Source organism: Stenotrophomonas sp. BIGb0135 (genome assembly GCF_024810105.1).
In the GTDB taxonomy this organism is placed as follows: domain Bacteria; phylum Pseudomonadota; class Gammaproteobacteria; order Xanthomonadales; family Xanthomonadaceae; genus Stenotrophomonas; species Stenotrophomonas maltophilia_AB.
Map to the genome: position 1 here is coordinate 169,168 of NZ_JANUDX010000003.1, position 18,012 is coordinate 187,179.

General features: G+C 69.0%; 17 protein-coding genes. 7 read left to right on the forward strand and 10 right to left on the reverse strand.

Annotated features, from left to right (window positions below; translation table 11 throughout):
• Positions 1–23 precede the first annotated feature (23 nt).
• Positions 24–1,361, forward strand: a complete 1,338-nt coding sequence (locus M2421_RS08555) for a sigma-54 dependent transcriptional regulator (RefSeq protein WP_259205788.1) — start codon at positions 24–26, stop codon at positions 1,359–1,361.
• 222 nt (positions 1,362–1,583) lie between these two features.
• Here the strand turns inward: M2421_RS08555 and M2421_RS08560 are convergent, their stop codons facing one another.
• The 7 genes from M2421_RS08560 to M2421_RS08590 form a co-directional block, all read right to left on the reverse strand.
• Positions 1,584–2,888, reverse strand: coding sequence for a hypothetical protein (locus tag M2421_RS08560; RefSeq protein ID WP_259205789.1), 1,305 nt, complete (start codon positions 2,886–2,888; stop codon positions 1,584–1,586).
• A 46-nt stretch (positions 2,889–2,934) separates the two neighbouring features.
• A complete protein-coding gene (locus tag M2421_RS08565) occupies positions 2,935–3,693 on the reverse strand; it encodes a hypothetical protein (protein ID WP_259205790.1) in 759 nt (252 codons plus the stop codon).
• An 8-nt stretch (positions 3,694–3,701) separates the two neighbouring features.
• Entirely contained in the window at positions 3,702–4,400 is a 699-nt protein-coding gene (locus tag M2421_RS08570) for a C39 family peptidase (protein ID WP_259205791.1), read from the reverse strand.
• Positions 4,401–4,537: 137 nt separating this feature from the next.
• Positions 4,538–6,004: an adhesin gene (locus tag M2421_RS08575; protein ID WP_259205792.1), complete on the reverse strand. Its 1,467-nt coding sequence runs from the start codon at positions 6,002–6,004 to the stop codon at positions 4,538–4,540.
• A 44-nt stretch (positions 6,005–6,048) separates the two neighbouring features.
• Positions 6,049–6,681 (reverse strand): hypothetical protein, encoded by a 633-nt coding sequence (locus M2421_RS08580; protein WP_259205794.1) that lies wholly within the window; start codon positions 6,679–6,681, stop codon positions 6,049–6,051.
• Positions 6,678–7,160 (reverse strand): hypothetical protein, encoded by a 483-nt coding sequence (locus M2421_RS08585; protein ID WP_310439725.1) that lies wholly within the window; start codon positions 7,158–7,160, stop codon positions 6,678–6,680. The genes M2421_RS08580 and M2421_RS08585 overlap by 4 nt, the downstream gene beginning before the upstream one ends.
• A 368-nt stretch (positions 7,161–7,528) precedes the next feature.
• A complete protein-coding gene (locus M2421_RS08590) occupies positions 7,529–8,857 on the reverse strand; it encodes a dicarboxylate/amino acid:cation symporter (RefSeq protein WP_259205796.1) in 1,329 nt (442 codons plus the stop codon).
• A gap of 149 nt (positions 8,858–9,006) precedes the next feature.
• Between M2421_RS08590 and M2421_RS08595 the strand changes: the two genes are divergently transcribed.
• The 5 genes from M2421_RS08595 to M2421_RS08615 all read left to right on the forward strand — a co-directional run bounded on the left by M2421_RS08595 (position 9,007) and on the right by M2421_RS08615 (position 13,795).
• Positions 9,007–10,716 carry an alkaline phosphatase gene (locus M2421_RS08595; RefSeq protein WP_259205798.1) on the forward strand — a complete coding sequence of 570 codons (1,710 nt, stop codon included), beginning with the start codon at positions 9,007–9,009 and terminating at the stop codon, positions 10,714–10,716.
• Positions 10,716–11,276 (forward strand): WG repeat-containing protein, encoded by a 561-nt coding sequence (locus tag M2421_RS08600; RefSeq protein WP_259205800.1) that lies wholly within the window; start codon positions 10,716–10,718, stop codon positions 11,274–11,276. The genes M2421_RS08595 and M2421_RS08600 overlap by 1 nt, the downstream gene beginning before the upstream one ends.
• 67 nt (positions 11,277–11,343) lie before the next feature.
• On the forward strand, positions 11,344–12,630 hold the full coding sequence (gene tilS / locus M2421_RS08605) for a tRNA lysidine(34) synthetase TilS (protein WP_259205804.1): 1,287 nt from the start codon (positions 11,344–11,346) through the stop codon (positions 12,628–12,630).
• Positions 12,631–12,666: 36 nt separating this feature from the next.
• Positions 12,667–12,927, forward strand: a complete 261-nt coding sequence (locus tag M2421_RS08610) for an exodeoxyribonuclease VII small subunit (RefSeq protein ID WP_259205806.1) — start codon at positions 12,667–12,669, stop codon at positions 12,925–12,927.
• Positions 12,917–13,795, forward strand: coding sequence for a farnesyl diphosphate synthase (locus M2421_RS08615; protein ID WP_259205808.1), 879 nt, complete (start codon positions 12,917–12,919; stop codon positions 13,793–13,795). The genes M2421_RS08610 and M2421_RS08615 overlap by 11 nt, the downstream gene beginning before the upstream one ends.
• Positions 13,796–13,964: 169 nt before the next feature.
• Here M2421_RS08615 and M2421_RS08620 read toward each other — a convergent pair whose 3' ends face one another.
• Positions 13,965–14,342, reverse strand: coding sequence for a DUF4870 domain-containing protein (locus M2421_RS08620; RefSeq protein ID WP_259205809.1), 378 nt, complete (start codon positions 14,340–14,342; stop codon positions 13,965–13,967).
• A gap of 76 nt (positions 14,343–14,418) precedes the next feature.
• Positions 14,419–15,786 (reverse strand): metalloprotease PmbA, encoded by a 1,368-nt coding sequence (pmbA, locus tag M2421_RS08625; protein WP_259205811.1) that lies wholly within the window; start codon positions 15,784–15,786, stop codon positions 14,419–14,421.
• Between the two features lie 68 nt (positions 15,787–15,854).
• Between pmbA and yjgA the strand changes: the two genes are divergently transcribed.
• Positions 15,855–16,460, forward strand: a complete 606-nt coding sequence (gene yjgA / locus M2421_RS08630) for a ribosome biogenesis factor YjgA (RefSeq protein ID WP_259205813.1) — start codon at positions 15,855–15,857, stop codon at positions 16,458–16,460.
• Positions 16,461–16,540: 80 nt separating this feature from the next.
• On the opposite strand, the gene tldD is transcribed toward yjgA, so the two are convergent.
• Positions 16,541–17,986, reverse strand: a complete 1,446-nt coding sequence (gene tldD, locus M2421_RS08635) for a metalloprotease TldD (RefSeq protein WP_259205814.1) — start codon at positions 17,984–17,986, stop codon at positions 16,541–16,543.
• Positions 17,987–18,012: the final 26 nt, after the last annotated feature.

An 18,012-nucleotide genomic window follows, 5' to 3' on the forward strand; every position in this document is an offset into this window, starting at 1 on the left:
GCTCTTCGTCGACAAGGTGACGCATGGCGGCAGTCCCCGTTTTTCCGGCCCGGTGTGTGATCTGGTTTGGGCAGCCCCAGGCAAGCGAGCGCGTGGCCCTGGCGGCTGCAGGCTGGCAGGTACGCAGCGTGGCCACGGACGACTGCGTGGCCATCGGCATGCGCGGCAGCGACCAGGTGGTCGGGCTGCTGGACCTGCGCAGCATCGTGCCGGCCAACCTGGCGCGGCTGCAGGCGCTGCTCGTCGAGCACCGCCACATGAAGCTGCTGGCCATCCTGCCTGCCGGCGGCGGCACCATCCCGGCGGCCTTGCAGCCGCTGCTGGCGGCCTGCGTGGAGACCTGGACCGCACCGGTGGCGCTGGGCTGCATCGTGCAGCGCCTGCAGCAACTGGCCGGCGATCCGCAGACGCCGGTTGCCCATGGCCCACAACACCTGATCGGTGACAGCGCCGTGCTGCAGGTGGCACGCGGCGCGATCCGCAAATTCGCCCCCGTCGAACTGCCGGTATTGATCACCGGCGAGACCGGCACCGGCAAGGAGCTGGCCGCGCAGGCGCTGCATGCCCTGTCGCCACGCCACGCCCGGCCCTTCCTGGCGGTCAACTGCGGGGCGATCCCGGCCGCGCTGGTGCAGTCGGAACTGTTTGGCCACGAGCGCGGCGCCTTCACCGGCGCGGCCAGCCGCCGCCTGGGCCTGTTCGAAACGGCCAACGGCGGCACCGTATTCCTCGATGAAATCGGCGACCTGCCGCTGGATGTGCAGACCAACCTGCTGCGCGTGCTGCAGGAAGGCACCGTCGAGCGGGTCGGCAGCAACCGACCGCTGGCGGTGGACGTGCGCGTGCTGGCGGCCACCCATGTCGACCTGGAACAGGCGGTGGAACGCGGCCAGTTCCGCCGCGACCTGTTCTACCGGCTCAACGTACTGCGCCTGCCGATGCCCGCCCTGCGCGACCGTGGCAGCGACATCATGCTGCTGGCCCACCACTTCCTGGCCAGCTTCCGCGACCGCCACGTGACCCGCGCGCGCGGTTTCAGCAGCGACGCCACCCTCGCCATGGAGCGCTTCAACTGGCCGGGCAACGTGCGCGAACTGCTCAACCGCGTGCAGCGCGCGGCGATCGTCGCCGACGGCGAGCTGATCGGCGCGGCCGACCTCGAACTGGTCCCGGCGCAGAGGGCGATGCCGCAGAAGATGCTGCATGACGCACGCCAGGTCGCCGAACGCGAAACCCTGCTGCGCGCCCTGCGCCAGAACGACTTCAACATCGCCGCCTGCGCCCGCCACATGCAGGTCTCACGCGTCACCGTCTATCGCCTCTGCCGCAAGCACCAGCTGGCCCTCCCGGAACTACGCTGAGCCAGACCAACAACACGGCCCGCGCACCGGGGCGGCGCTCCCTCTCCCTCGGCGTCACTGCCCAACTGCATCAGACCAGCAGCCCGCCTCTTGTTGAAGGGCGCGCGTCGACGGCGCGGGGTTCAGGACGGTATGCGTGGACTTCCCGGAACGGGAGGTCGCGCGCCGAAGGCGCAGGGTTCGAGTGGGATGCGCATCCGCACATGCATGGAGCGCCTCCGCTCACAGCATGTACGGCACCTTGAAGGCCAACGTGAAGTCCGGCGCATCCGGGGTCAGGCCGATGCCGAGCATGCTCACCAGCGTCGTATTGCGGTTGAGCGCGTAGGTAATGCCGAGGTTGAGCGTGCCGGCATTGGCGTCGCTGCCGATCACCTTGAGCCACTGCCCGTTGCGGTAGCGCGTGGAGGCACGGCGGCTCAACTTGTCGCTGAAGGAAATGCTCAGGCTGGTGCGCTCGTTGAACGCGAAGGCCACGCCGGCGCCGAAGTAGTACGAACCGCCCAGCTTCACCTCGCCCGGGTTGACCGTGTCCGGATTGGCATCCAGGTCATCGAAGCTGCGCGCGAAGGAATGGATGTAGCCAAGGTTGGCGAACAGGATCGCCGGGTCGGCGGTCTTCACCGCCGACAGGCCGACGTTGGCCTGCCACACCCCGTTGCCGGTGGGCTGCTGCTCGGGCACCGCGAAGCGGATGAAATCATCGTCGTCGCGCTCGAGCACCTTCCAGTCCACGCCGTAGGGCGCGCGCCCGGTCGGCGCGGTGGCGCCGACGGTAAGCACCGTCTCCGGCCAGCGGCCGTGCTCGGCGAACAGACGGTAGTTGCCGCTCAGGCCGACATCGCCGATGCCGTTGCCGGTGGTCTCCTCCTGCGCGATGGCCGCGGCCGAGCCGCCGGCGCCGCCCTTCTGGAACACGGTCTTGCGTGCCAGGTAGGGCACGTCCAGGTTCAGCGTCAGCCGTGGGCTCACGCCCCAGCGCGCGGCGAGGTTGTAGGTGAGCGTGTCCGACTCGACGTTCTCGATGGCGATGTTGCCCAGGAAGATCGCATCCAGCGCCAGGAAGCCGTTGAGGGTGACCTGCTTGCGGTCATAGCGCGCGTAGGTGAGGCTGTTTTCGATGGTGAAGCGGCGGCTGAACAATGCGGCCTGCTGCTGTTTGACGTCGTCCACGCTGCGCCGCGAGGCCTGCTTGGCTTCCTGCGCCTCGGCGGCGCTGCTGGCATAGCCATCGGCGCTGGGCGCCGCGGCCGGCGTGCCGGCGGGCAGCGGCGGCGGTGCACCAGCCGCACTGGCCACCGGCGCGGTCTTGCCGCTCAGGCGCGCCTGCATGGCCTGCACCTGCATGTCCAGTTCGCGCAGGCGGCGCACCTCCTGGGCGTAGTTGGCCTTGAGTGTTTCCAGTTGCATGATCAGCGCCTTGACGTCGGCTTCGTCGGCCGGTGCGGCCTGCGCCTGCGCGCCGGCCGCCGCCATCAGTGCCAGCGCCGCCAGCGCCAGCGGGGTTGCTCGAATCGTGGTCTGCATTGCCTTGGCCTGCCTTGTGTTGTCACGCCCCCACCCCGCCGTGCCGTTACTGGCCGGGTCCCATGCCCACACCCCGTACCAGCGTCATCGCCTGGGCCACGTTCTGGCTGAGCGGGACGTTGTTGGCCAAGGACTGGCGGACAAGATCGATCTGCATGCGATTGCTTGCCGCCTGGCCATCACTGCCGATGGCGATGCTCTGCCCGACGCTGCCGTTGCGGATCCACTGCTGTACCGCGCCCACGCCCTCGATCTGCAGCTGGACCCGGGCGTTGTTGCCGTCCAGTTGCGCCACCGCGCTCACCCCGCCCTGCTGCACGCTGGCCAGGTGCTGGCCCTCGCTGGCCGGTGCCGGCGCCTGGCCGTCACGCACGGTGAGGTGGGTGGTGTTGCTGGCCACGTTGCCGTCGCCGGCCACCTGGATGCTCTGGGTAAGCCCGGCCACGTTCTGCAGGCCACTGGCGTCGATGCTGCGGCCGGGGGTCACCGGCAAGGGAGCGTCGGCGGCGGTGACCGTCACCGACGGGGTGAAGCTGACCTTGGGCGTGCTGCCCTGGCTGAAATCCATGCCCAGCGTGAGCGCGCTGCGCGCGGCCTGCCCACCGCTGTTCCACTGGGTGATCATGGTCACCCCGAACCAGGCCACGCTGCTGCCGTTGACCGTATAGCGGCCGCGCATCAGGTTCAGTTCCGGATCCGGGATCTCGCTCAGGCCCTTGCCGGGCCGTCCTTCCTGCGCATGCAGCGGTGCGGCGCCCAGCAGGGTGAGCAGCAGTACGCCGTGCGTCCATTTCGCGATATTCATGGTGCCTCCTAGAACAAGTCGGCATGGGTAAAGCCGAAGTCCACCAACTCCGCGTCGGTGATCGGCCCCTGCCGGGCGTACAGCGAACGTGCACTGGGCCGTTCACCGGGCTGCAGCAGCACCGTGTTGCGATCGAAATCACTGCCGATCACGACAAAGACGGCCCGCGACGGCCACGCCTGGAGAAATTCGCTGACCGGAATGCTGCGGTTGCCCAGGATCGGGTCGGCCACATCGACCACGTCGTCACGGACCTGCTTGAGGACCACGAAGTGGCGGAAGCCCCGCACATCCATCAACACCAGCCCGGGCACGCGCAGCGAGCGCAGGCGCTCTTCGTTGACGCGGTAGCCGCGTCCACGCATGCCCATCGATTCCACGTAACGCTTGATGTCCAGCAGCGAGAAACCGCGCTGGTGGACCAGTTGCGGGTCCGAGACCCCCATCATGCCTTCGATCACCGTGCCTTCGTCCGCCTCCAGGTGGTATGCGTAACGCAGGATGGTGGCCAGCGCCGCCGCGCCACAGCTGTAGTCGGTGTGTTGCCGCACCACGTTGCGGAAGCGCCGTTCCTGCATGCTCTCCACGCGCTGGGTGAGCACCGCGCCGTTGGGCAGTACGCCGCTGAAGCCGATATCGCCGGCGCGCGCGGCGCCGGACGGCAGCATCAGCAACATCAAGGACCCGCACAGTGCGTGCTTCCACATCGGCTTGGCTCCGGAAAAGGAGGGAGCCCCTGCCCCAAAGGGGGAGAATGGGACAGGGGCCCCCGGGGGCCCGGCCATTGGCGGATGGCCGGGTTTGTTGCGCTCAACGCGTACTGCTTGCGAAAACGGACAACGTGTTACTCGCCGGTGCCACCACCGCCCCCGGTGGAGGGCTGGGCAACCGCCAGGGCCAGGCTGTTGGCCTGCAGGTTGCCGGTGCCGGCGGCCACGTTCACCCCGATGTTGCCGGAGGCGCCGGAGAACGCACTGCCGGACAACGCCGCGGTATTGGTCGCATCCACGTTCACCCAACGGGTGGTGGACACGGTGCCGCTCAGGCTGGCATACAGGTCGGCCACGCCCAGTTCGACGAACCGGCTGGTGCCACTTTCATCGGTATCGAAGGCGATACCGCCCACGCCTTCCCGGTTCGGGTTGGGGGTTGCGTTCTGGATCTCGTTGTCCATGTCGATGTGGCCGGTTGCGTTGCCACTCGGATGGTCGAGTTCACCACTCCAGCTATCCAGGTAGTAATTGTCTTTCTGGTAGGCGTTGCCGCTGCCACTGTAGGTGCCGGCACCGAAGGCCAGCGTGCCGCCGGCGACGCGACCACGCAGGCTCACATCGACGGTGTCGGTCATCGAACGCAGGTAGCCTGCGTTGCTGACCGCGTTGCCGGTGGAGACCTGGTTGGAGCTGATGCTCGAGGTGGCATAGGCGCTGGTGGCCACCGACGCGGCGAGCGCGTTCTTCTGCTCGTTGTTGTTGCCCGAGGCGACGTTGGCCCCGATGTTGCCGGACGCGTTGCTGAAGGCATTGCCGCCCAGGCCCGCGGCATTGGTCACGCCGGAGTTGAGGGTGGTGTTGCCGGCGCCGTACTGGTTGACGAACACCTCGGCGTCGGCCATGCCGAAGCTGAAGGAGGCATCGGCCGCGGACAGCGACGCGGCGTTGTCCTGGGCATTGTTGTCGCCGGCGGCGACGTTGAAGCCGAGGTTGCCCGAGGCATCGGAACCGACGTCATCGGCGATCGAGGCGCTGTTGGTCACCAGGCTGTTGGCGGCGGCGTTGTCGGTGATCGACTGGCGGTTGTCGATGATCGCGATGGCGGCCGAGTCGAGGTCGATCGAGCCGGTGATTTCCGGGTCGCCCGAGAAGTTCACGTCCGAACTCAGGCGCATGTCCTTTTCAAGGTTCACATCGACGCCGTGGTTGTTCTTTTCCTGGCGCTCGTCGGCCTGGATGTTGCTGGTCTTGTTGACGTTCTCGTTGACGGTCACGTCACGGGTACGGGTCACGCTGCTGTTGGTGGTGCTGTTGTTGGTGGTAGTGGTGTTGCTGGTGGTGTTGTTGTTGCGGGTGTTGTTCCAGGTGCGGTTCCAGGTACGCGAATCGTTGTCGTTGCGCGTATTGGTCTCGATGTTGGTGTCGATGTTCGTATCGACATCGGTATCGACGTTGGTGTTGAGGTTGGTGCGGGTTTCAACCACGTTGTGCAGGTGGTTGATGAACGCGCTCTGGTTCTGGTTGTCCTGCGCGGCGACCGATGCGGACGCGGCTGCGATCGCAATGGCCAATACGGTACGGTGCATGGTGGTGTTCATGGTGCCCTCTCTCTCATCACAGACAATCGGGTGGATGTGACTACTCACGGGGTGGACTGCACCGAGATGCTCAGTTGGTTTGCGGTGGCGTTGCCGGATCCCGCGATCTGATTGAGTTGCAGGACGCCGTCGAAGCCCTGCAGCGCGGTGCCTTCCACCGCCACGCTGCGGGTTCCGGCCGGCCGACCGCGGTTGACGGCCCCCTGCCCCCCTGCTGACGCGAGCGCCCCCGACGCGGCCAAGGCCTCGTCGTTCGACTCGCGTATGCCCTGTTGCGCCAGCGTGGCAGTGACGACGTTGCGCGTCGCGTTGCCGGTGCCGCTGGCCTGGTTGATCATGGCGACGCCGCTGGCGCCGTTCAGTGCCTGCCCGCCGATGCTCGCGCTGGCATGCATCGCGCCGTCGGACAGCACCTGGTTGCCGGCCTGCCGCTGGCGTGCATCGACGGTGATGTGGGCGGTCTGGCCATTGGCGATCCCGAGCAGGTTGGCCTGCTGGTTGAGGTCGCCGGCGGTCATGTTGACGGTGATCGCACCGTCGGCGCCGGACAGCGCACGGCCGTCGATGCGGCTGGTATTGAGGTAGGACAGCATGGCCGCGTAGTCATCGGCCTGCTGCGCATGCAGCGGCGATGACAGCACCAGGGCCAGCACTGCCAGGCGTGGCCAGCGGTTCATTTGCCAGGCCCGCCCGCGGGTTGGCCGAGCGGGAACTGCGCCAGCGCACCGCGTACCTGGTCGCCGATGCCGCGCGTGGCACCGGTCACCGCGCCCATCGGGCCGCCGATGGCATTGCTGAACTGGCCGCCGGACAACATGCCGCTGTCGGTGACCTTGCCCAGGGTCGAGTTGACCGTGTTGCCGGTCACCCGCTCGATGGTGGTCTGTGCGTGGCCGACGCCACTGCCGGTGTTGGAGCCGAGCGCGGCATAGTCGTCCTCGCTCAACTCATCCATGCCGGTCGAGGTGCCCAGCGCCTGGCCCACCTCACGCTTGGGCGAGGGATCGGCGATGAGCGCCATGCCGGGCGGCGCGGGCCGATAGGCGGGACGGGTCGAGACATCGCGCAGCAGCACGATTTCACCCGGTTGCGCCTTGACGCCCTGGCGCGCACCCGAGGCGTGCGCGGCGACCGGTGCCGTCAGTACGACGGCCATCAGCCAGAGGCCGGTGTAGCGAATGCGGTGTGCGACTACGCTGTCCATGGCGCCCTCCTTCGAAACATGCGGAGGGGTAACGCAGCATTCGTGCCAAGTGGCAGAACCCAGCAAACACGGGGGCTGGCGGCACCACGGCGGGTCGCGCGGCGGGCACGATGTTACAGATTCGTTGGCAACACCCACCGCTGAACAAGCCGTGGCGACGCCGACAGGCCCGTCGTTGCTGGCATGCAGCGCGGTGTATCAGCGCTGTTACACCGGCTGATACAGCCGTTACAGTGCCTGCTCAGCTCGGTGACGGGTGCCGGCCGCGCACGAAAAAGCCCGCATCCGCGGGCTTTTTCGACACGACCCTGGCGGGCGGGTCAGGACGACCGCTCCTCCAGTTCGTCCACGCCCAGGTTGGTGGACGGGTTGTCGTAGACCGCCTTGTCCAGCAGCCCGGTTTCCTTGGCCACCAGCACCGGCACCAGCATCTGCCCGGTCACGTTGGTCATGGTGCGCATCATGTCCAGGATGCGGTCGATCGCGTACAGGTAGCCGATGGTCTCCAGCGGCAGGTTGGCCGCGCTCAGCACCACCGTGGCCATCACCACCGCCGTGCCCGGCACGCCCGCGGTGCCGAAACTGCCCAGCACCGAGGCGATCAACACCACGATGTACTGTTCCGGGGTCAGCGGCACGCCGGTGTACTGCGCGATGAACACCGCGCACAGCGCCGGGTAGATCGCCCCGCAGCCGTCCATCTTGATGCTCGCCCCCAGCGGCACCGCGAACGAGGCATAGTCCTTGTTCACGCCCAGGTTGTGGGTGATCGAGCGCATCGCCGCCGGCATCGCGGCAAAGCTGGACGAACTCACGAACGCCACCTGCATGCCCGGGGCCGCACCACGGAAGAACTTCAGCGGGTTCAGGCCATGCGCGAGCAGCAGACTGCCGTACACCACCACGATGTGCAGCGCGCAGGCCACGTACAGCGCCAGCACGAAATTGCCCAACGGCAGCAGCTTCTCGAAACCGTAGCTGCCCACCAGCCCGGCGATCAGGCCGAACGTCCCGAGCGGGGTCATCTCCAGCACGAAGCGCGTCACCTGGATCATGATGTCGCTCATCTGCCCGGTCAGCTTGCGCGCCTCGGCCACCTTGTCGCCCAGCTTCACCATCGCAAAGCCCAGCAGGCCCGCGAAGAAGATCACCGGCAGGATCGACCCGCGCCCGGCCGCCAGGACCGTCTCGCCGGCCGCATTGACCCGCGTGCCGATCCCGGTCAGCGCGTAGAACACGTTGGAGGGCACCACGTCCATCAGCACCTTGACCACGCTCGGCACTTCGCGCGGTGTGTAGCCGTGGTCCATGCTCAGGCTCAGGTTGCCGGTGCCCGGCTGCATGATCGTGCCGACCGCCAGCCCCACGCATACCGCCAGCGCGGCAGTGATGATGAACCACAGGAACGTGCGCCCGCCCAGCGCGGCCACCGATTTCTGGCCGTGCAGCGAGGAGATCGCGTTGATCACCGCGAAGAACACCAGCGGCACCGCGATCATCTTGATCAGCGTCACGTACAGCTCGCCCAACGGGCCGAACCAGAGTTCCGCCGCCGGCCCCAGCAGCCAGCCGGCCAGCGCGCCGAGCACGAAGCCACCCAGCACGCGTTGCCAGAACGGGATCCGCAACCACGCAGACACCAGCTTCATGAGCCTTCCAGAGAGAATTCGACAGCTCGCCACATTAGCCCAACCGGGCCGCGGGAACGAGGCGCGCACGGAAAATCAGCGTGTCATCGGCGTGCCTTGCAGGGTTCTGCATAATGAACGCCCGTTTCACATGTGAGATACGCGCGTCCATGTCCCGTACCACCTGTCTGGTGACCGCCGTCGCCGCCACCCTGTTGCTGGGCGCGTGCGCCAGCACCTCCCCCGCGGCCCGTACCCCCGGCGCGATCGCCGTCGATGTCCCCGCCATCGCCCATCCGGCGGGTGAAACCCCGCAATGGTGGTACCGCAGCGGCGCCGCCCGCGCCGCCGGCAGCGGCGCCATGGACGGCAAGGCCAAAAACGTCATCCTGTTCCTCGGTGACGGCATGAGCCTGACCACCGTGGCGGCCGCGCGCATCTTCGAGGGCCAGCGCAACGGCAACCCGGGCGAGGAGAACCTGCTGTCCTGGGAGCGCTTCCCGGCCACGGCGTTCAGCAAGACCTACAACACCGACTCGCAGACCCCCGACTCGGCCGGCACCATGACCGCCATCACCACCGGCGTGAAGACCCACATGGGCGCCATCGGCGTCAGCGCCGGCACCCGCAACGACTGCGCCGACAGCTTGAACAAGGGCCTGCTGACCTGGCTGCAGCTGGCCGACAGCGCGCACATGGCCACCGGCATCGTGTCCACCGCGCGCCTGACCCACGCCACCCCGGCGGCCACCTACGCGCACTCGCCCGAGCGCAACTGGGAAAACGACACCGACGTGCCCGAGGCCGCCAAGGCCGCCGGCTGCACTGACATCGCCCAGCAGCTGCTGTCCACCGCGCGCTATGGCCGGGGCCCGCTGGTCGCCCTGGGCGGCGGCCGCGGTGAATTCACCACGGTGGAAGAGCGCGATCCCGAGTATGACGACAAGGTCGGCCAGCGCCTGGACGGGCGCAGCCTGGTCACCGAATGGCAGCAGGCCCACCCGCAGGGCGCCTATGTGTGGAACGCCAAGCAGCTGCAGGCCGCGCGCAATGCCCCGGCGCTGCTGGGCCTGTTCGAGCCGGACCACATGCGTTACGAGATCGAGCGCAAGGACGACCCGTCCGGCGAACCCAGCCTGGCCGAGCTGACCAAGGCCGCCATCAACACCCTGTCCCGGCACGAGGAAGGCTACGTGCTGATGGTCGAGGGCGCCCGCATCGACCATGCCAACCACAGCGGCAACGCGTACCGCGCCCTCAGCGACACCGTGGCACTGTCCGATGCCGTGCGCGCGGCCGTCGAGGCGACCTCCGACCAGGACACCCTGATCATCGTCACCGCCGACCACTCGCACACCCTGAACTTCGTCGGCTACCCGGCCCGCGGCAACCCGATCCTGGGCAAGGTCAAGGACAAGGGCGGCGAAGACGGCGTGGGCGGCCTGGACGTGGCCCGCGACGGCCTCGGCCTGCCCTACACCACGCTCAGCTATGCCAACGGCCCCGGCTATACCGGCGCCACCAACCAGCAGCCGGCCGGCCCGAAGGTGTACCCGCACAACCCGAGCAGCTTCGACCCGGCCCCCGGCCGACCGGACCTGAGCCACGTGGACACCGAGCACCCCGATTACATGCAGGAAGCGCTGGTACCGACCAAGAGTGAAACCCATGGCGGCGAAGACGTCGGCATCTGGGCACGTGGCCCGGGCAGCAAAGCCATCCGCGGCACCATGGAACAGAACACGATCTACCACATGATCGTGCAGGCCACCCCGCGCCTGCGCCAGCGCCTGTGCGAGGCCGGTACCTGCGACGCCAAGGGCGTGCCGGTGGACCTGCCCACGCCGAAGGCGTTCGAGCGCAAGGCCGACGCCCACTGATGCCGGCCCGGCTCTCCGCCGCCCGTAGCAGGGGCCGCCACGTGCGGTTCCTGCTGTTGATGGCCGGACTGGCCAGCACCGGCCACGCGCTGGCCCAGGGCCCGGCCTGCCGGGTCCTCACCGAGGAACACGGGCTGTGGCCGTTGCCCGGCTGCGAGGTGGTCGACGGCGCGCCCCGGATCGCCGCGGACGTCCTGCCCGACCTGCCTTACGATGCCGACGGACTGGCGGCGGTGTACGCCGCCGACAGCTTTCATTACGTCACCCGTGCCGGCCGCACCCAGGCCGTCCTGACCTGGGACAGCGGGCCGGACTACGTCGAAGAGGGGCTGCTGCGGGGCCGCATCGGCCCACGCGTCGGCTACTTCACCCCCGCGCTTGAACAGGCCTTCCCGGCCACGTTCGACTTTGCCTGGCCCTTCGCCGATGGCATTGCCCAGGTCTGCGAGGGGTGCCGCCCCGGCACGCCTGACGGCGAGGGCCACACGCCGGTGGAAGGCGGCCACTGGTTCCATATCAATCGCCAGGGCATCCGCGTGCCCGAACCGCCCACTCCCTGATCCCCGTGCGTGGCGAGCCTGGCCCGCAGCGTCGATACTGCCTCCCTGCCCGAGCCTGCCCGAACCGATGTCGTCGCCATTACCCAACCTGTCTGCTGCGCCCCGCCCGGTCCTGGTGGGCTTCAGTGGTGGACTCGATTCCACCGTGCTGCTGCATTGGCTGGCGCAGTCGACTGCCCAGCGCGATGCCGGCGTGCGGGCGGTGCACGTCCACCACGGCCTGCAACCGGCCGCCGACGCGTGGGCGCAGCACTGCCAGGCGATCTGCACGGCCTGGAAGATCGAACTGCAGGTGATCGGCGTCGACGTGGCCCGCGACAGCGGCCACGGCCTGGAAGCGGCCGCGCGGCATGCCCGCCGCGATGCCTTCGCCCGCGCCCTGCGCCCGGATGAACAGCTGGCCCTGGCCCATCACCGCGATGACCAGGCCGAGACCTTCCTGCTGCGCGCCCTGCGCGGGTCCGGCGTGGATGGGCTGGCCGCGATCCGCAGCGAGGCCCCGTTTGCCACCGGTACGGTGTGGCGACCGCTGCTGCAGGTGCCGCGCGCGGCGCTGCTGGCCTACGCACAGTCGCAGGCGCTGCAGTGGGTCGACGACCCCAGCAATGCCAGCGACGCGGCCGACCGCAATTTCCTGCGCCTGCACGTGCTGCCGCTGCTGCAGCAACGCTGGCCGCAGGCCGATGCCGCCTTCGCACGCAGCGCCGCCCTCTGCGCGCAGGCGCAGCAGTTGCTGGACGTGTCCGACCAGGAAGCACTGCGCCGCTGCAGCGTCGTGCCCGGCGTGCTCGACAGCGTGCGGCTGCTGCGACTGCCGCGCGAACGCCGGGCCCGCCTGCTGCGCCAATGGGTGCGCAACTGCGGCCTGCCCCCACTGCCGGCCGCCGGCGTGGAGGCGATCGAACGCGAGCTGTTGCCGGCCGCACACGATGCCGATGCCCAGTTCGCCTGGCAGGGCGCGCGCATCCGCCGCTGGCGCGGCGAGCTGCACCTGCTCTCGGCCACGCTGGCCTTGCCGCCGCACTGGAGCGTGCACTGGGATGGGCGCGCGCCGTTGGCCCTGCCCGATGGCGGGCAGCTGGAACTGCTGGGCGCGCACCGCCTGGCCACCCCGTTGCAGGTCAGCGCGCGCCGCGGTGGCGAACGCATCCAGCTTCCCGGGCGCAGCCATTCGCACGCGCTCAAGGACCTGCTGCAACAACGCGGCCTGCCGCCCTGGCAGCGCCGCCAGTTGCCGTTGTTGTTCGACGGCGAGGTGTTGATGGCCGCGGGCGACCGGATCATCGCCGCGCCGCTGCAGCACTGGCTGGATGAACACGATGCGCAGTTGCGCTGGACCCCGGGCGCGGCCTGAATTGACCCCACCGGATTGGCGGCTCACACTTGCGCCATGCCCAAGAAGTCCCCCAACGAAGCCTCCCCGGTCGCCCACTTCGAGCAGTCGCTGGAAGAACTGGAACACCTGGTGGAGAAGATGGAAGCCGGCGACCTGAGCCTGGAGCAATCGCTCAGCGCCTACGAGCGCGGCGTCGGCCTGTACCGCCAGTGCCAGCAGGCGCTGGAACAGGCCGAACTGCGCGTGCGCCTGCTCAGCGATCCGGCCCGCCCCGATACCGCCGAACCGTTCGATCCGCCCGGCCATGATGGTTGAGTCCACGTTCGCGCGTTGGCGCGACCGCATCGAAAGCCAGCTCGACGCCAGCCTGCCCTCCCCCGAACACGCCCCGCAACGCCTGCACCAGGCGATGCGCTACGCCGTGCTCGGCGGCGGCAAGCGCATGCGGCCGCTGCTGGTGTATGCCAGCGGGCAGGTGTTCGGGGCCGACGAACATGCGCTGGATGCACCGGCCATGGCGGTGGAGCTGGTCCATGCCTATTCGCTGGTGCATGACGACCTGCCGGCCATGGACGACGACGCGCTGCGTCGTGGCCGGCCCACCACCCACGTCGCCTTCGACGAAGCCACCGCCATCCTCGCCGGCGATGCGCTGCAGACCCGCGCGTTCGGCCTGCTGGCCGACGCGGCGCTGCCGGCGCTGCTGCGCGTGCACTGCCTGCAGGCGCTCACCCATGCCTCCGGCGCCGCCGGGATGTGCGGCGGCCAGGCACTGGATATCGATGCCACCGGCCACGCGCAAGGCCTGGACGCGCTGCAGCGCATGCACGCGCTCAAGACCGGTGCGCTGATCCGCGCGGCGGTGCGCATGGGTGCGCTGTGCGGCGAGGCACCGCAGTCCGACCTGTTGCAGCTGGACGACTTCGCCAGCGCGCTGGGCCTGGCCTTCCAGGTCCGCGATGACATCCTCGACGTGGAAGCCAGTTCCGAACAGCTGGGCAAGACCGCCGGCAAGGACCAGGCCCAAGCCAAGTCCACCTTCCCCGCCCTGCTCGGCATGGACGGGGCCAAGGCCGAACTGGCCGCGCTGAGCGAGCGCATGCACGACAGCCTGGCCGGCTACGACGAACGCGCCGATGCACTGCGTGCGTTGGGGCGGTTGGCGGTGGAACGCGATCACTGAACCGCCTCCACGCACGGCGTGGACCGGCGCCCATGATGGCGGGCATCGGTCCCCGTGCCGCGCGGCAGTGCATCCAGCACCGCACGCCCGGGCGCATCCCCGGCCCCCACCGCCAGCAAAAAAAAACGCCCGGGAATCCCGGGCGTTCTGCATCACCACTGCGCGTGGCTTACTTGATCAGGCGCAGGGTGAACGGGTAGCGATACGCTTCACCGTTGTTGGCCTTGACCGCGGCCAGGATGCACAGCACCAGGTTGGCGATCCACACCAGGGTCAGCAGCAGCGCGCCGATCATCACCACCACCAGGATGGTCGAGACGATGTAGGCGATCGCCACGGTGATCTGGAAGTTCAGCGCTTCCTTGGCCTGGTCGGTGACGAAGCCCTTCTGCGGGTCATCCTTGTTGACCAGCCAGATGATCAGCGCACCGATGAAGCCGGTGAAGATGCCGAGCAGGTGGGCCACCAGGGACAGGGTGCGCTGGTCGGCCGGGGCATCGCCCGCCGGTGCCGGCGGCGGTACGGTGACGTTATCGAAATCGCTCACGTGGAAACTCCTTGTGCGTTATGTGGGTGGTGCATGGCAGGCTCCCCGCCTGCCTGGGCAGCCCCAATAGAATACGTCAATCGTTACCGGCAACGGTCATTCGTCCTACCAGGATCGAACCGACCTGCACATGCGAGCGGCGGTCCACGTCGCTGCCCACCGCCTCGATGGCGGCGAACATGTCCTTAAGGTTGCCGGCGATGGTGATGCCGTCCACCGGATAGCTGATCTGGCCGTTTTCCACGCGGAAGCCGCCGGCCCCGCGCGAGTAGTCGCCGGTGACGCCGTTGACGCCCTGGCCCATCAGCTCGGTGACCAGCAGGCCGTCGCCCATCTGCGCGGCGATCGCGACCAGGTCGCCGGCGTTGGCCGCGACCTTGAGGTTGTGCACGCCGCCGGCGTTGCCGGTGGTGACCAGGCCCAGCTTGCGCGCCGAGTAGCTGCCCAGGATGTAGCGCTGCAGCGTGCCGTCGGTGATCAACGGCGCATTGCGCGTGGCCACGCCGTCGCCGTCGAAGGCCGACGAGCGCAGGCCGCGGCGCAGCAGCGGCTGCTCATCGATCTGGAACCAGTCCGGGAACAGCTGCGTGCCCACGCTGTCGAGCAGGAAACTGGCGCGCCGGTACAGCGCGCCGCCGGACACCGCGCCGAGCAGGTGGCCGATCAGCGAGCGCGCCACCTCCGGGGAGAACAGCACCGGCATCTGCGCGGTCGCCATCGAGCGCGGCTGCAGCCGGGCCACGGTGCGCTCGGCGGCACGCCGGCCGATCGCCTCGGGCGACTCCAGGTCCTGCCGTGCCAGCGCGCTGCTGTACCAGCCATCGCGCTGCATGCCGTCGCCCTGCCCGGCGATCAGCGCGCAGCCGATCGAATGGTGGCTGCTGCGCTCGCGGCCGATGAACCCGTGCGAGTTGGCATACACCGACAGGCTCTGCGAGGTGGCGGCCGAGGCGCCATCGGAGTTGCTGATCCGGCCGTCGGCCTCGCGCCCGGCCGCTTCACAGGCCAGCGCCAGGTCCAGCGCGTGATCGGCGGCCAGCGCCCAGGGGTGCCAGCTGTCCAGGTCCGGGAACTCACGGGCCATCAGCGCGGCCTCGGCCAGCCCGGCGGCGGCGTCGTCCTCGGTGTGCCGGGCGATCGCGCAGGCCTGGGCCACGGTCGATTCGAGGCTGGCATCCTGCAGGTCGGCGGTACTGGCGCTGCCCTTGCGTTGGCCGAAGAACACGGTCACCGCAATGCCGCGATCGCGGGTGGATTCGACCGTCTCGACCTCGCCCAGGCGCACGTTCACGTCCAGCCCGCGCTCGTCGCTGCAGCTCACCTCGGCCTGGCTGGCGCCCAGCGCACGGGCCCGTTCCAGCAGGCGCTGGGAGATGTCGGCCAGCTGCTCCAGGCGCTGCAGGCTGTCGTCGGCCGGGGTCACTTCAGGGGAGATCACGTTCAATGCTTTATCCTGTACGGGTGAGTGCCTGGCGCGACGCCGGGCACAGTTCTGGATGTGGAAATAAGACGATGCGCGGACGCGACGAAGAAACCGGTGAATTCCTTGATATCAGCCGCAGCCAGAACCGCCGGGATGCCCTGGACGTGCTGGCCCTCGGCGAGAAGCTGGTGTCGCTGACGGCGGCCCAGCTGGCCCGCGTGCCGGTCCCGGAGGACCTGCTGCCGCACATCGCCGAGGCCAAGCGCATCACCGCGCACATCGCCCACAAGCGCCAGCTGGCGTTCCTGGCCAAGCACATGCGCCGCGAAGACGATGCCGTGCTGGATGCGATCCGCGACGCGCTCGATGCCAACAGCGAAACCTCGCGCCGCGAAGTGGCCGCCATGCACCGCGTGGAAGACTGGCGCGAGCGCCTGCTCAAGGACGGCGACAAGGCGCTGGGCGCGCTGCTGGACGAGTACCCGCACGCCGATCGCCAGCAGCTGCGCACGCTGGTCCGCAACGCCCAGGCCGAGAAGGCGAAAAACAAGCCGCCGCGCGCCTACCGCGAGATCTACCAGACGCTGCGCACCCTGTTGCTGCCCGCCGCGCTGGGCCTGGAGGGGCTGAACGCCGCCGACGACGCGCTCGACGCGCCGGCCGACACCGACACCGACGACGCCGCCGACGACTGAGCCCGGCCGCCCACGCGGCTGCGCCAGCACCTGGCTGGCGGCCGCAGGGGCGTGCAGTGCGGGCAGGTCCATCGCCCGGCTCAGGCCTGGGTGCCGCCCACGGTGATGCCGTCGATCAGCAGCGAGGGCTGGCCCACGCCGACCGGCACGCTCTGGCCATCCTTGCCGCAGACGCCCACGCCCTCGTCCAGGGCCAGGTCGTTGCCGATCATGCGCACCTTCTGCATGGTCTCCGGACCATTGCCGATCAGGGTCGCGCCCTTCACCGGCGCGGTGACCCGGCCGTCCTCGATCAGGTAGGCCTCCGTGGCCGAGAACACGTACTTGCCGCTGGTGATGTCGACCTGGCCGCCACCGAAGTTGACGGCGTACAGGCCCTTCTTCACCGAGCGGATCATTTCTTCCGGATCGTGCTGGCCGGCACGCATGTAGGTGTTGGTCATGCGCGGCATGGTCATGTGCGCGAACGACTCGCGCCGGCCGTTGCCGGTCGGAGCCACGCCCATCAGCCGCGCGTTGAGCGAATCCTGCATGTAGCCGACCAGGATGCCGTCCTCGATCAGCGTGGTGCACTGGGTCGGATGGCCCTCGTCATCGATGTTGAGCGAGCCACGGCGCCCGTCCAGGGTGCCGTCGTCGACGATGGTCACGCCCGGGGCGGCCACCCGCTCGCCGATGCGGCCGGCATACACGCTGGTGCCCTTGCGGTTGAAGTCGCCTTCCAGGCCATGACCGACCGCTTCATGCAGCAATACACCGGGCCAGCCCGGGCCAAGCACCACGGTCATCACGCCGGCCGGGGCCGGGATCGCCTCCAGGTTGACCAGCGCCTGGCGCAGCGCCTCGCGGGCGAAGCGTTCGGGCCGGTCGTCGGCGAACAGTTCGGCATAGCTGAAACGGCCACCACCGCCGGAGTAGCCGGACTCGCGGCGGCCGTGCTGTTCCACGATCACCTGCACGTTGAGCCGCACCAGCGGGCGGATGTCGCCGGCCAGCACGCCGTCGCTGCGGGCGATCAGCACCGTGTCCACGCCGCCGGACAGGCTCACCATCACCTGCTGCACGCGCGGGTCGGCAGCACGCAGGTAGCGGTCCAGGCGCTTGAGCACCTCGACCTTGGCCTCATTGCCCATGCCGTCGATCGGGTCCAGCGCCGGGTACAGCGCGCGCGCGTTGCCGCGCACCAGCGAGCGCGCCTGCTGCGCCCCGCCCTCGCGGGAGATCGCGCGTGCCGACTGTGCCGCGGCCAGCAGCGCATCGCGGTGGATGTCGTCGGAATAGGCGAAGCCGGTCTTCTCCCCGGCAATGGCGCGCACGCCCACGCCCTGCTCGATCGAATGCGCACCGTCCTTGACGATGCCGTCTTCCACGCTCCAGCTTTCGCGCCGGGCGTGCTGGAAATACAGGTCACCAAAATCGATCCCCGGCCCCAGCAGGGTGCCGAAGGTGCGTTCCAGGCTGCCGGCATCCAGCCCGGCGGGCAGGAGCAGGCGGTCGTTGGCGAGGGTCAGTGCGTTATCGGTCATGTCATCTATCTGAGGGCGCCGGCGGC